This is a genomic window from Paenibacillus sp. P4_A9, assembly GCF_056402415.1.
Window position 1 is genome coordinate 164,288 of the sequence record NZ_JBFUHL010000003.1, and the last position, 13,944, is coordinate 178,231.

The following is a 13,944-nucleotide window of genomic DNA, read 5'->3' on the forward strand; positions in this document are numbered from 1 at the left end:
CATGACAAAATTGTAAGGTAACGCAGAGGAGTTGTAAGTTACTTCGATGGTTGCAGGGACACGGAGATAGTAGGATAGAGGTATAAAGAAATAAACATGCTTATTGGAGGAATAACCGATATGAAAACCATCGTTGAAGCTAAGCAGTTGAAGAAGGTATATGGATCCAAAGGAAATGTATTCACAGCCTTGCAGGATATCGATTTGACCGTCACACAAGGCGAGTTCGTTGGCATTATGGGCCCGTCCGGATCGGGCAAAACGACGCTGTTGAATTTGCTGGCCACGATTGACCAACCTACCTCGGGGGAAATCACAGTGGATGGCATCTCACTGATGAAGATGAAGGAAGCGGAGCTGGCAGCGTTTCGCCGCGACAAGCTAGGCTTCATTTTTCAGGACTATAACCTGCTGGATACGCTGACTGTGAAGGAGAATATCATCCTCCCTCTAGCGCTAGCGAGAATGAAGGTGGCTGAGCTAGAAAGCAGAGTAGCGGCTATCGCCAAGAAGTTTGGCATAGATTCACTTCTAGACAAATATCCGTATCAAATTTCTGGCGGGCAAAAGCAGCGTACTGCCGCATGTCGCGCCATTGTCTCCAACCCCAGCCTCGTTCTAGCGGATGAGCCGACAGGAGCGCTCGACTCCAAGTCGGCGACAGAGCTTCTAGAAAGCTTGCAGAGCTTGAACGTGCAAGATCAATCAACCATTTTAATCGTGACGCATGATGCCTTTGCAGCTAGCTATTGTACACGCGTCGTCTTTATTAAAGATGGTAAATTATTTACGGAGTTAAATAAGGGGACCTCTTCTCGGAAGGAATTTTTCAACAAGGTAATGGACGTGCTCTCGGTACTAGGAGGTGGGGCAAGTGACCTTATTTAGTCTGGCTAGAAGGAACGTCCTTGGGAATTTGAAGAACTATTTGATCTATTTCATCTCGATGATTTTCAGTGTCGTGATCTACTATACGTTCGTATCCTTGCGATACAGCGAAGAAATTGCGGCCAATGTGCAGAGATGGGATGGTATGCGCTCGGTTTTCCAGCAAGCCTCGATCATTCTGATCCTATTCGTGGCTGTATTTATCTGGTACTCTAACTCGTTTTTCACTAAAAAGAGGAAGAAGGAGGTAGGCCTTTACGCCTTGCTTGGTGTGAGGAAGCGGAAGATTGGGACGATGTTATTTTATGAAAATATGATGATGGGCATTGGGGCTGTAGCCATTGGTATTGTGCTTGGCACGCTATTGTCCAAGCTATTTGCCATGATGTACCTGAAGCTGTTGGATTCAACCGTTGAAGTCAGCTTCAGTATTTCGACCGAGGCGATTGTGAACACACTGATCGTGTTTGCGATTATCATCGTGGTGACCTCGATCCATAGCTATCGCTTAATCTATCGATTCCAACTCGTGGAATTGTTCAAAGCGGAGCAAGAAGGGGAGCAGGTACCGAAGCCATCGGCTTTTTCAGCTATATTGGCCGTAGTGCTGTTGGTTATCGGCTATTGGACAGTGTTCCAACCGATGACGACAGGCGCGCAAATGGGGCGGAATTTCCTCATTATCTTCGGCAGCTTGATTGCCGGCACCTATCTGCTATTTCGATATGCACTCATTTACATCCTGAAAATCGCCCAAAAGACGAAGTCTCGCTACTATCGAGGCATGAATATGATCTCAACAGCTCAATTGATTTATCGCATTCGTGGGAATACGCGGATGTTCACGATGATTGCGCTGCTAAGCGCGCTAACGCTTTGTGCGGTTACGGTTGGATCAAGCTCTTATTTTACAGTAACCAAGGAAGCCGAGGAGGAAGCTCCGTTTAGCTACATGTACATTTCGCAAGGAGCTAGCTTTGATGGGCAGTTTAGTGCCATTTTGGAGCAGGATAAAGATCATCCGATTAAGGCAAAGCTTGATGTGCCGATCATTCGAGTTTCTGCGGATGTGACGAACTTCTTCTATCATCCATCGAGTCATTCACCTAGTTCGGTTCCCATTAAGATTGTGTCAGCCTCCATGTACAATCGTACCTCAGAGGCGCTAGACAGAGAGGGGCAGGTTGATCTTCAAGACAATGATGTTGCGGTTATTCAGCCGAAATATTCGACGTTCACCTTGAATGAGGTGAAAGGAGACACGATTTCCGTTGGCGCTCCGGCAGGTAACCAAACGCTAACGGTCCAGCAGCTGATTGTAGGTAGAATGCTGCCTTGGGGCTTTCCTGATCTCGTCTTCATTGTCAGCGACAGCTTGTATGCCAAGCTGCTCCCAGGATCAGACGAAGTGACGTACAAAGGGTATGTCGTCAAGGATCAAGGGTCAACGAAGCTGACCAGTGATACCCTAATGAAGCTGAAAACGGAACAAAACGGGATGTCCACCTACTATTTTCAATATCGGCAGAACATGGAGTCAGCCGGCTTAGATATTTTCACACTTGGCTTCCTCGGGCTTGTATTCTTAGCTGCGACGGGCTGTATGATTTACTTCAAACAGCTAACCGATGCCAATGAAGATAAAGACCGCTATGTGATGCTGCGCAAAATCGGCGTGAGCCGCAAAGAAATCCGGACGACCATTGCCAAGCAGACGCTGTTCGTGTTCTTGCTTCCACTTTTGATTGGGGTTGTGCACAGCATCATGGTTCTCAAGGCTCTGGCAACGATCCAGCTGATTAGCGGAAATCTTCTCGTGCCTATTCTATCTACGACGATCTTATATGCGGCCATTTATTTCTGCTACTATGTGCTATGTCTAGGAGCCTCCAACCGCATCGTTGGCAGGTAAAATGGTAAAAGTGACGCCATCTGCCTCATTCACGGCACGCACGCTCATCCCGTGGTGATCCATGATTTGTTTCACGATGGCTAAACCCAGTCCGAACTGTCCATTGCCTCCTTTGCGGAAAGCTTCGAATAGACTGTCTGCGATGGTTTCATCGAGCAAAGGACCGTCGTTCGACATGCGGATTTCAAAATACGGAGCAGGTTTGATGCTGACGCAAATGCAGCTTTCCGCATAGCGGAGCTGATTGTCGAGCATATTCTCGAGCGCAATTTTCCATTGCTCTTGGTCACCGACGAGTGTGTGCTCGTGGAGATCCAGCTCCCAATTCAGCTCAGGCCGCCGATAGCGGAGGCGTTCAATGACATCTTCGAGCACGGCGTGGATCTCGAAAGCGTGGAATGGTTTCTCCTTCGCTGTAAAATAGTTCAGCTTATTCAATAGCAGCAGATCGCGAATGCGCTTCTCAAGGCGTTCGCCTTCTTTCATAATCACATCAATGCTGGCACGCAAGGTGCCCTTCGGAAACACCCCGTCTTGGATCGATTGCGCGTAGCTGCGGATCACCATGACGGGGGTTTTTAGTTCATGGGACGTATGCTGCAGGAAAAATTGCTGCGCACGGTCTTGCTTCACAAGACGCTGCCGCATCAATTCGATTGCTCGGCCGAGGCGGCCGATCTCATCCTTACGCCCCGTTTCGATGGGCTCATGCCAATCACGCTCTGCCATGCGTCCGACATGGGCTTCCATCTGAACAAGCGGGCGCGTGAAGTAGCGCGCCAGCAGTAAGCAGGGCAGCCAACTAACCACGATCAGGGCGACCATCAGCAGCATAAGTCTGCCGAACATCGACATGATCAGGTCATTCCGATAGTTCCCCCATGCGTAGGAGATGATGAAGCGTGGGGCGCCTTCGACGATCTCTTTGCGGATCACGTAAAAGATACTATCGTTGTCAATTGTACGCGTATACTTCGCAACGGGTAGGAGCTGGGCAAGCGCATCCTTCTCCATCGCTGCCATGACGGGTTCCGTGCTTCCAGAAGTCGCTTCAATGGCTTGTGCAGCTTGTGTACCATTGATCGTGAAATGGCGAATAGAAGGACCAGCAATGGTGGCTTCCATCGGTGCGATGATCTGAGCAGATAGTGTGGCGGGATCCAACCCAACTGGGGGCGTTCCGGCAGAGACTCCCGTTGAGAGGTTCAATCTAACGTCTGGACGCAGCACGTTCGCATTGGGAGTTCCTTCCCCATCGGCTTTCACGCGAATGCTGCCTGCTTGGGTGAAAATAGGAGCTGCCCTCATCTCATCATCTGCGGGCTTAGGAGACAAAGGAATGGCGAAGGCAGAGCTTGCGCTTGCTGTTGCTGCTACCTGCAGACCGCTTTGGGTATCCATCAAAATGTCATACAGCTGCTCGGTGAAAAAGCCCTTTAATGTCCAAGGCAATAACACCGCGAGCAGCGTGAAAATGAAGAGGGTTAACGCCGCGAAGGCTCCCCATAACTTCATAGCGAGCGGCCATCGGCCTAGTTGAAGTTTCATGCTTTCACCATCCTATACCCGTATCCATATACGGTTTCTAAACGCAGTTCAGGCAGCTTGCGGCGCAATCTGCGCACCAAATCATCGACGACGCGGTCCGTGCCGAAATAGTCGATTCCCCAGACAGCGCGAAGCACTTGCTCGCGTTCCAGGACTTGCCCGTGGTGCTGAACGAAGTACAGCAGCAGTTCAAATTCTTTGGACGTTAGGTCTAAGGTTGTGCCATCATGATCGGCTACCATACGGCCTGGCTCGTCGATGGTGTAGGAGGCAAAAGTGATGAGTTTCGCCCTGCGGGGTTCGGTGGCAGTCATTTGCCTGCTGTTGCTGTGACCCGCATAGACCCGCTCAAGCAGCTTGCGGGATCGAATGACCAGCTCTCGCGGCAGGAAGGGCTTGGCCAAATAGTCATCGCTGCCAAGCTCAAGCCCAATGATGCGGTCAATATCAGCATCGCGAGCCGAGATGAAAATCACAGGCTGCGACGGCTGATCCGCTTTAATCTCACGCATGAGCTGGAAGCCGTCTACGCCCGGGAGCATAATATCGAGGACCCACAAGTCCGGCCGCTCCGAGATTGCTTCTCTCGCTGAGGTCCCGTCAGGGAACGAACGCACTTGCCACCCCTCTTTCTCCAAATAGGCGGCTAGCACGCCTCGTAAATGTTCTTCATCTTCTACTAGATAGATGCTATACATCGTATATCTCTCCTTTAACGCCTGATAACATGGGGAAAAGTGGAGCCGAAAACGCATGAATGCGATCGGTTCCACTTCTCTTGCAGGTATAGCCTTCCGTTCCTACATAGAGGACGTGCAGCTGTTTATTTCGACTCCGACTCTGTTTCAGTTGGGAGCTTTTCTTTAATTTCCTTGGCAAATTTCTTAATTTGTTCGGATTGCTTCACATATTCTTTCAAGTAATCAGCAAGGGCAGCACGAATCGATTCAGCATTATCGGCTTCGATCGCTTCAACGAGTTTTTGCTGCAGCTTGATAGATTCGGGTTGCACAGGTTCGCCTATTATTATACCACCAGCGGCACCTGGCTCAACTGGAAGAACTCGGTTACCTGATTTTTGCACCTCATCCGGAGCCGAACGTTGGATCATAATCCGTTTAGGCATGACCATTCCCTCAGCGGCTTCTGGCAGTTCAGGCAGCTCTTTCAGCTCAGCAAGAGGAGGCAGGCCTTTTACTGACTCAGTGGAACCTACAGCAGAGAAGAACATCGTGCCTGCTGGCGCATTGCCTTCGATTGGCTTTGCAGAACCATCCGCAGAGAAGAACATTGTATCCGCTGGCACAGCGCCATCAATTTTCAACTGCTCGCCATCTTTCAAGGAGAATCGTTTCGCAAGCGTTGGTTTCGGCATTTCCGCCTCAGCTTGCTTCCGATCCTCTAGCGCTTTCTGCCAATCAGCGAGGGAGTCTGGTGAATAAGTGGTCACCAGCAGTTTCAAGTAATTGCGCTCAACGGCAGGGTTATTAAGTAAGCCGCCAAATGTTGAACCGATGTGGAAAGCAGGCGCTGCGACGGTAGCGCTAGCACTACCAGCTTTCACCATCTGAAAAGATTTGACTGGTTTCGTTGTTGAAGTTTCTGCTGCAGAAGCACTTACAGCGCCGATTGCGACTGTTGTTAGAAGGGCGAGCATGCTCGTTTGAAGGGCGCGTTTTTTCCAAGTAGGGTTCATATTGTGAAAACTCCTTTCGATTTATGTAGCGTGCAGGGATGATTAATTTCCCTTACACCCTTACTGTACCGAAAGATTATGGACATCCTATCGTAAGATTGTGGGAAATTGTGTGATTGGCGGGGAAGTTTGAATGGTCTCAGGATTCCCCACATCCGCCCCCCAAAAAAAAGTGACCCACAGCAACGGGCTGTGGGTCTAAGTTTATATTTTAAAGGGGGGTTGGTCTTTATTATAGGCACTTTACATTAAAACAACATGAAGGTTAGATTTCATTTTCATTACAAATTTGCCAGTGGTAAAATAAGTTGGAAGCTAAACAAATGATTGCGATGGAGAGCGGGGTATTTTCATATTGAAGCATTATTCCATGAGGTCACATTTAACGATTACATTTGCCCTAATGGCCTTGATTCCGATCCTAATTCTAGGCGGCTTCCAGGTTTCACAAATTAAGCATATTACACAAGAAACGAATCAGAACCAGCGGCAGACGACGTATCGACTCGGGGACGCGGTAGAAGCATATATGTCCTATCATCGCAACGCCGTTGAAACCTTAGCGGCTACGATTTCGGCTTCGGATGCGGCTTTCAGGAACCGTGAGAGTTTGACGTTGAAGCTGCAATCGCTCCAAGAGAATTTGGAGGGGTTCACGGGCATTTATGTGGTGGATGATAAAGGAACCATCAAAGCGACACATCAGATGTCGACGGATTTGATTGGTACGGATGTCAATGACCGGGACTATACAGCACGTGTGAAGGCTGCACAGAAAGCCATTATTTCTTCCTTCGGAGTGGGCCTTTAGCTTCTGCCGAATCCGCGCGATCGTAACGCGTAAATATTCCACCTCATCGCGATACTCACTTCCCCATATCTCACCCAACAGCTGTTCATGCGTCATTACTTTTCCTTCATGCTGCAAAAGAAGAACGAACAGATTATACTCCGTCTCCGTATATTTCACTTCCGTACCGCCTAGTCGTATCCGTCGCTGAGCTAAAAGGTCACCGGCGTTTTTTTACACCTCGAATAATTAACACATATTGGAACTAAGCTGCCCGTTCGTGTTCTTGTTCTCTTACAGGGGTTATTGTAAAATGTGGTCTGTGACTGTATTGTTTTGTGGTTTCTTCTTTATATTTATCCAATAAGTCACTCGATTGATCTCATACTTTTTGCGTATTTTATCATCTCATTTTCATCTATTGTAAAAGATGTCATTATACAACGTGTTTTACCTTGTATCCACACAAGTTGGCCTCCTTTTTGACCTTTTAAAGGGGCACCCCATTTTGTGCAATATCCTTTATTCCCATTAAATCAAATCATACCGAGGGAGCGGAATGACCTTAACTCCTTTATGATACGGTTCACCATATCAGGTCTAACGGCGAATTTCTAACCTCAAATAGAATCACTCTGAGGGATAGCGCAATTGTAGACTAATGACTGCCTAAAGGATATCCCTTTATTCATTATGCAACTCGTAGCAATATGGATTTTCAACCCAATTGACAATTTTCAAACAATTTTAGGTGCCATGATCGGCGCCTATCTTACCGCTTATTAGATCGAGTCTTATCCTTGTTTCTTAAGAAATTCGGTCTTAAAAAAGACTTGTCTCTTCTAAAGAAAAACTGGTTCTTAAGATCTTGCCAGTTAAAGGGCGCCATTGGGGCAAAATAGGGTGCTCCAAATGAGTTTATGGAAACAAGGTTTGTAAAAACGATGGTAAGTGCTAATGTAAACCCGATTAAACCAAATGAAGCAGACGCAAATAACATGAAAAATCTGATGAGTCTTAAGGGGCTGGTCATCGTATAATCCGGTATAGCAAAGGCTGTAATCAGTCCAATCGTGACTACAATCAGCAATAGCGGATTGAAAATATTCGCTGAAATTGCTGCTTGTCCAATAATGATACTTACCAGTACACCTACAGCAGAACCGATCTGTTTAGGTACTCTGATCATGGCTTCTCTAAGAATCAAAACGAGAGTTTCTAAAATTAAAGCCTCTACAAATGTGGAAAAGGGTACATGTTGAGAATAGGTGCTGAGCGAATCAATGAAATCAATGGGGAGCGCATCGATATGAAAGTTCAAGATTGCCACATACAAGGCAGTAGTAGAAATGGAAAGAAAGCCTGACATTAATCGGATGTACTTTAAGAGAATCGCTATAAACGAATTGTCAAACATGTCATCTCCTGATGCAAAGAATTCCAAAAAAACTTTTGGCGCTATAATGCCCAAAGCGCTTCCTTCGACCAAAATAATGACTTTGCCATCAAGGAGTGCTGTTGCCGCTAAGTCTGACCGTTCCACGATTCCCGTCTGGGGAAATAGGTGATACCATCGGTTCAACAATAAATTTTGCAACTCTCCAGAGCTAATAATGCCATCCACATCAATTTTTTTAATTCGATCAGTAACCTCTGCTACAACTATTTCATTCGCGATATCCGCAATGTAAATAACAGAAACTTTTGTTTTTGTCCTTCTTCCCACATTAAGATTAGTAAACCTGAGCTGCGGGTCCTTAATCCTGTACCGGATTAAAGACAAATTATCATCCAAATTTTCGATAAAGCAGTCCCGTGCCCCTCTTACTGTGTAGGTTAGTTCCGGGCCTTGGATTGATCTCTTCTCATTCTTCTTTGTATTCAGGACGATGTATTGCCAATCATTAGAAAATATCGCCACCGTCATTCCCTGAAGAATATACTCAATGATTTTGCTTATCTTATCATCGATACTTAAATCAATCGCATATATAATCGAGTCATGAACTTCCTGAGCTTTCAATAAAGCGTCCTTCTTTTGCGAGAACAGCATGCTGATTGGCTGTATGGCATCAGTTGATAGCATTTTCTTGTCTGTCAGCTGGTCTACAAATAAGAAAGTAATTTTACCTTTTTCGTTTTTTAGCTCTCGCTTTTTAATGTCATGCTTGGATAATTCACCATCATTGAGAGCATCCATGTAGTTAATATTTTTCATCATATCCCCCCACTTGCATCTACTCTAAATTTATTAAATTGGCTGTTTTCACTTCTGTCTTGACTATAACATTGTAGTTAGCCTGCATATATTTCTCATTCCAATTCATATTTCTGAAATCGCTGTTATATTTCTCTCTGAATGCTCTATACAATTGCAAATAATCGCACCCGTATTTTTCCTGCGATGCTTTTATGGTGTCTAGCATTTCTTGTTTTACTAATTCTGAAATTATATTTTGCAATTCCTTCTTTTTTTCATAGGAAAGATTAATCATCTTGGAAAAATTAATGATCTCGCAGCGAAGAGATACTCGAATCATAAAATTTATGTTTCTGCCATCGTAATAGGATTCGATTTCTTTATGCTTCACGAGTGCGGAAAATGCTACACTTACGCCTTCAAAGTCAATTGTATATTCATTATAAGGCTTTCTTAAAATGAAATAGTTAATGCCTCTAATTCCACTTTCAGGAATAAACCCGACTTTCTTGTTATCCTTAAATATGGAATAACCGTTCACCTTAATTTTTTCGTTGATTTTATCTATATTGTTCAGCACATATCCCGTATGTTTAACCAGTGCATTTTCCATCTCTTTAGTCAAAATTGAATCATCCAACATTCCTTGTTTAACCAACCCTCGCGTCAATTCTTTAAGTTTATCGCCAATATTCGTTTCTTTGGCTTGACTTTCAGACAGTAATTTTTCCAAATTCGTATTTGTAGTAAAGATGTAAATGGGGCTTTTATTGAATTCCCTCGATCCCCTTAGTCGATTGAAATATTCCTCTATTCCACCTTTAGAAAAATTATTAGAGAAAACGATCGCTCTAACTGAACCAAGATATACACCCTTCTCCGCCCCTCTTAAATAGGAGGTTCTTGCTTCCGTAAAACTAGTTCCTTCTGAAACTAGAATTTCCGATTTATTACTTGCTCCGCTTTGAGAATCTGAAGATCTACTCCTTGTTGATCGTAATTGCAGGTGGAACTTTATGTTATCGTCAACCTTTTCAATGCCTATGAGAGAAACAAACGAATAGTCTTTTACTTCACGAACATCCCAACATCCGACCAAAAGGAACAGCATCACTACACTGATTAAAACAGCCGCAATCATTCTAGTTCCCATATTTTTTCGCCTTTGCTAAAACAAATAAGATGATGGGAATAATGTATCCTGTTAGGATTCCGCTGATCGGCAATATATTTTTCGACAAATAGGTAACTACTTCGGGTTTATTTAAGAACAAACACAAAATAAAAAGAATCATTCCCACCACAACTAATACAATATTTCTTTGATTCATTGCAAACAGCTTTAGTGTATTTTCAACAGTTGCAAACAGGACCGAAGCCATGCCAGACAATATCGCCATTATCCCAACGGTTAGAAAGGCGGTATCAAACCGTTTTAGAAAAAAAGCGTAAGGAAGGTTTACTTGCCGTAATGCCTCAACAAGAGAAGCTTTATGTAACAAAACTTGGTTGATTCCGAGAATCATCACGGAAGTCTCTGTATTGATCACATAATAAAGTCCCACATACAGAACGGAAATCATGGCATACCACACACCACTTTTGAGATTGATTTTGCCAAAAGGAATGATGGTCAGAATCTCAATGCCTACAAACGCGTATATTAAATCCTTTGTACCAAAAATATATTCTTTCACAAGTTCAGGTTCAAAAAACGGTTTTATATAGTTTAGATCTCCCACAAAGAACATAACTGTGTGGACAGTTAGCGGAACAACAAGAAAAATAAATCCATAAAACTCCAGCAATCGTCCAATTGTCGTTATTCCCTTGTAGACCATGTATTGCGCAACAGCCATAAATAACGCCAATATTACCCATTTAGGGGTAGTAGGCAAGAAAATTTCTTTAATAAATTCTGCAGAACCTCTGAAAAGGAGGATTGAAAAGAAACTAAAGTGGATGATATAAATAATACCAATGATTTTGGTCATTACTTTTCCAACCAATAGCTCTGCATATTCATGAATGATTTTGCCTTCGAACATTTGGTTCAGACTTGCAATAATAAAGATTCCAAACGCAAATACAATAGCCACTATTAAGATAGCAAGCCATGCACCGGTCCCCGCTGCTTTTATAGCATTTCCAGGCATACCCATAAAAGCAGAAGCTGTTATTGAGAAAAGTACGATAAAGAATATCTGCCTGTTTGTTACAACGCCCATCAGATCACCCTCTTTCCGCCATATTTTTCCCATTTTGGGTATTTTAATCCGTGGATGCATACCAAAATGCATCTAGGTACTAGTGTGCAAGAAAAGCCCTGCTCTCTGAACACAGAATTGAGCAGGGCTTTCTATTTTGTCCTAGCCTCATGTACCAAAAAATTTGCGTCACTTGTGGTAATTGATCTTCAATTATTCTGCACGTTGAGCGCTGCCGAGTGAGTCTAATAGTTTATTTTCTCAGTCTACAACTCTATTTTCCAGTCTAACACTTTGTTTCCGCGAACATTTGGTTATATGGTGAAGGGGGATTGATCTGCAGCGACTATTGCTTCGTCAGAAGCTGCACATCAAGCGGATAATCAGGCAGCTCAAATTCGCGTGTTGTACCTGCTGCGAGATCAACCACGGTCATGCCATTCCAGCCCGTATCAGCATAGGTGACGCCACCTGTGAGATAGGCATACCGACCATCGGCGCTGCTGGCAACCATTTGGTGCATGCGGGTTAACGGAAGGATCTTCTCTTTATAAGTGTTCACATCGAGCACGGTCAGATTCGGCTTCCCCGTTGCGCTGCCTGCCTCGCCGATGCCAACGATCAGCAGCTGCTTGCCGTCCGGGGTAAGTGTGACGCCTTCCTGATGGGTGTTGCCCGTCAAGGGTTCGGTTGTATAGCTGCCGCTCTTCGGGTCAAGCACCACAAGACCGCGTCCTTGGTAAGGCAGAAGTAAACGGCCATCAGCACGGACGGCGGCGTAGTGCGGCTTCTCGAAGCCGCCTTTACCGAAAGGTGCAGCTTCTAACGTGCGGCCTTTTAGATTAAAAGGATCGACAGCCGTTACCGTGTATCCATCGTGATCTATACTGTATACTTCACGGCCGTCCAAGCTAGTCACAACATCAAAAGGTCGAACGCCGACAGGGACTTGCCCCGTCATAGTGAGCTTTTCCGTATACAAGATTTCTAGTTGACTCTTGCCTCCATCGGAATAGACACCGACATAAACAAATTTACCATCTGGCGATACTGCAATCCCCATGCCTCCCGAGCGATATTCACCAAAGCGTGGTTTACCCACATTGGTTTGATATGGTACTAGTGCAATCCGCGTACGGGCCTTCGTATCGATGACAGCAACACCTTCAGCTGTCGACACATAAGCGCGATGATTTGGCCCCTCTGCGATAGCAAAAGGGGCTTTACCGACGACCAGCTTCTCAAATCGGCCTGAAGCGGGATCGAGGAAGGACATATAGTCACTTTTCGAATGAGTCACCATTAAAGTCGTAGTAGCCGTCGAAGGGGAAGTGGTCGTATGTGCAGGTGATGAACTCGTCGCGGGAGTTTGTGTTGCAGCTGCTGCAGCTGCTGCGGTAGGAGCTGGTGTTGATGTCTTCGTCGGGTTGAGGCTGTTGACGGGGTTCGGTTGTTGGCTGCTACAGCCAATTAAGACAAGAAACAATGTGAGTGGCGTTAAGCGTGCGAATTGGAAAATATTTTTCAGTAACATAGATGGTCACCTCTAAATTAGGATGTAAGAATTTTAGAAAACAGCAGTACCTGTGGATAAGTTTAGCAAACGAAGGTAAGGAAGAGAACCTGATCGCAGGTCATCTTCCTTATCTTTTGTCATTCGATTATATAGTAAGTGATTACTTTTTCAAGTTTAAAGTGACACCTGAAGCCGTAGCCCAAGCACCCACTGGAGCAACCGTATAAGTCGTATCTGGAACCAGTTGAGCATTATTCAAAAGCGTGAACGTACCAACAGCACCTTTGCGTGTCGTTAAGCTGTATTCAGCAGTCAAGACTGTGCCATCGGCAGCAGTTAGGGATACGCGGCGTGAAACGAAGATCTCATCCTTCGGATCTTGCGTCAGCGTGACTGCAATCGTCTTCGCATCTACTGCGGCAGCGGATTGAAGCTTATTCGGAGCGATTTCTTTTGCAGTAAAAGTAGGGTTCGTAAGTGTCGCCCAGTCTGCGGAAACCGTATAGGTTACACCAGGGCGGAAGGTCTCGCCGTTAGGCAAAATGAATTTAGGCGCTTGGCGACCATCCGTTGCTTGCGTGAAAGGCAAGTAATTAGCCGTCATCGCTGCACCACCCTCAGGGGTGATTTGGACTTGGCGTCCCCGCATGGAAGAAAGGATTTGGTAGGTCGTTCCATTATAACGATTCCATGCGTCAACGATAAATGAACCAGGTCGGCCTTTGCTGTAAGCAGCAATGACATAACCGTAATCCGCAACACCGTCAGCTAGATGTGATTCAACTTCAAATAGATCATTGGCAACCTGCGCTGTGGAGTCCAAACGGATGCGCTCTGTGCTAGCTGTGAATTTGAAAAGGACTAGCTGTCGTTGCATCCACGGTAGTGTTTACGTGGAAGGCGAGGGCTACCATTTTGGCAATCTCGCTGCGTGTGACCGCTTGATTGGGCTTGAAGGTATTGTTCTCATAGCCTGACAGCACCTGCTGCTGTGCTAGTTGCTTAATAGCAGTCTGGATTTGTGCAACACCTGCGGAATCCGTAAAAGGATTTGCTGCTAGAGCATGGTAAGGAAGAAGGGCGGATAATCCGACAGTTGCTGTGATAGTTAGAGTGGCTAGAACTTTATTGTTATTTTTCATCGAGAAACACTCCTCAAGTTTATTGGATTTGTTATTTGCGCTGTT

Annotated in this window: 12 protein-coding genes and 1 pseudogene; 3 read left to right on the forward strand and 10 right to left on the reverse strand. The window is 45.4% G+C overall.

From position 1 onward, the window contains the following. Positions 1 to 120 precede the first annotated feature (120 nt). Together AC1DVJ_RS04610 and AC1DVJ_RS04615 are read left to right on the forward strand one after the other, a co-directional pair. The gene (locus AC1DVJ_RS04610; RefSeq protein WP_477588723.1) at positions 121 to 888 is read left to right on the forward strand and encodes an ABC transporter ATP-binding protein; all 768 of its coding nucleotides are present in this window, start codon (positions 121 to 123) and stop codon (positions 886 to 888) included. Continuing rightward, on the forward strand, positions 875 to 2,800 hold the full coding sequence (locus AC1DVJ_RS04615; RefSeq protein ID WP_477588724.1) for an ABC transporter permease: 1,926 nt from the start codon (positions 875 to 877) through the stop codon (positions 2,798 to 2,800). Before AC1DVJ_RS04610 ends, AC1DVJ_RS04615 begins: the two co-directional genes overlap by 14 nt. On the opposite strand, the gene AC1DVJ_RS04620 is transcribed toward AC1DVJ_RS04615, so the two are convergent. From AC1DVJ_RS04620 to AC1DVJ_RS04630, 3 genes are all read right to left on the reverse strand, one after another. Further along, positions 2,768 to 4,348: a HAMP domain-containing sensor histidine kinase gene (locus AC1DVJ_RS04620; protein WP_477588725.1), complete on the reverse strand. Its 1,581-nt coding sequence runs from the start codon at positions 4,346 to 4,348 to the stop codon at positions 2,768 to 2,770. The genes AC1DVJ_RS04615 and AC1DVJ_RS04620 overlap by 33 nt on opposite strands. Then, the gene (locus AC1DVJ_RS04625; RefSeq protein WP_477588727.1) at positions 4,345 to 5,046 is read right to left on the reverse strand and encodes a response regulator transcription factor; all 702 of its coding nucleotides are present in this window, start codon (positions 5,044 to 5,046) and stop codon (positions 4,345 to 4,347) included. Before AC1DVJ_RS04625 ends, AC1DVJ_RS04620 begins: the two co-directional genes overlap by 4 nt. Before the next feature lie 125 nt (positions 5,047 to 5,171). Beyond that, positions 5,172 to 6,044 carry a hypothetical protein gene (locus AC1DVJ_RS04630; protein ID WP_477588729.1) on the reverse strand — a complete coding sequence of 291 codons (873 nt, stop codon included), beginning with the start codon at positions 6,042 to 6,044 and terminating at the stop codon, positions 5,172 to 5,174. A gap of 370 nt (positions 6,045 to 6,414) precedes the next feature. On the opposite strand from AC1DVJ_RS04630, the gene AC1DVJ_RS04635 reads away from it, so the two are divergent. Continuing rightward, entirely contained in the window at positions 6,415 to 6,855 is a 441-nt protein-coding gene (locus AC1DVJ_RS04635) for a PDC sensor domain-containing protein (RefSeq protein WP_477588957.1), read from the forward strand. Between the two features lie 45 nt (positions 6,856 to 6,900). On the opposite strand, the pseudogene AC1DVJ_RS04640 reads toward AC1DVJ_RS04635, so the two are convergent. The 7 genes and pseudogenes from AC1DVJ_RS04640 to AC1DVJ_RS04670 all read right to left on the reverse strand — a co-directional run. Further along, a pseudogene (locus AC1DVJ_RS04640) lies at positions 6,901 to 7,014 on the reverse strand (winged helix-turn-helix domain-containing protein); the annotation flags it as partial. A 592-nt stretch (positions 7,015 to 7,606) separates the two neighbouring features. After that, positions 7,607 to 9,052, reverse strand: a complete 1,446-nt coding sequence (locus tag AC1DVJ_RS04645) for a spore germination protein (protein WP_477588730.1) — start codon at positions 9,050 to 9,052, stop codon at positions 7,607 to 7,609. 19 nt (positions 9,053 to 9,071) lie between these two features. After that, positions 9,072 to 10,187, reverse strand: coding sequence for a Ger(x)C family spore germination protein (locus tag AC1DVJ_RS04650; protein ID WP_477588732.1), 1,116 nt, complete (start codon positions 10,185 to 10,187; stop codon positions 9,072 to 9,074). Continuing rightward, the gene (locus tag AC1DVJ_RS04655) at positions 10,177 to 11,262 is read right to left on the reverse strand and encodes a GerAB/ArcD/ProY family transporter (RefSeq protein WP_477588734.1); all 1,086 of its coding nucleotides are present in this window, start codon (positions 11,260 to 11,262) and stop codon (positions 10,177 to 10,179) included. The genes AC1DVJ_RS04650 and AC1DVJ_RS04655 overlap by 11 nt, the downstream gene beginning before the upstream one ends. Before the next feature lie 325 nt (positions 11,263 to 11,587). Beyond that, complete coding sequence (locus tag AC1DVJ_RS04660; protein WP_477588735.1) at positions 11,588 to 12,775, reverse strand: beta-propeller fold lactonase family protein; 1,188 nt, start codon at positions 12,773 to 12,775, stop codon at positions 11,588 to 11,590. A gap of 142 nt (positions 12,776 to 12,917) precedes the next feature. Next, positions 12,918 to 13,634, reverse strand: coding sequence for a hypothetical protein (locus AC1DVJ_RS04665; protein WP_477588737.1), 717 nt, complete (start codon positions 13,632 to 13,634; stop codon positions 12,918 to 12,920). Then, positions 13,597 to 13,899 carry an S-layer homology domain-containing protein gene (locus AC1DVJ_RS04670; RefSeq protein ID WP_477588739.1) on the reverse strand — a complete coding sequence of 101 codons (303 nt, stop codon included), beginning with the start codon at positions 13,897 to 13,899 and terminating at the stop codon, positions 13,597 to 13,599. The genes AC1DVJ_RS04665 and AC1DVJ_RS04670 overlap by 38 nt, the downstream gene beginning before the upstream one ends. Positions 13,900 to 13,944: the final 45 nt, after the last annotated feature.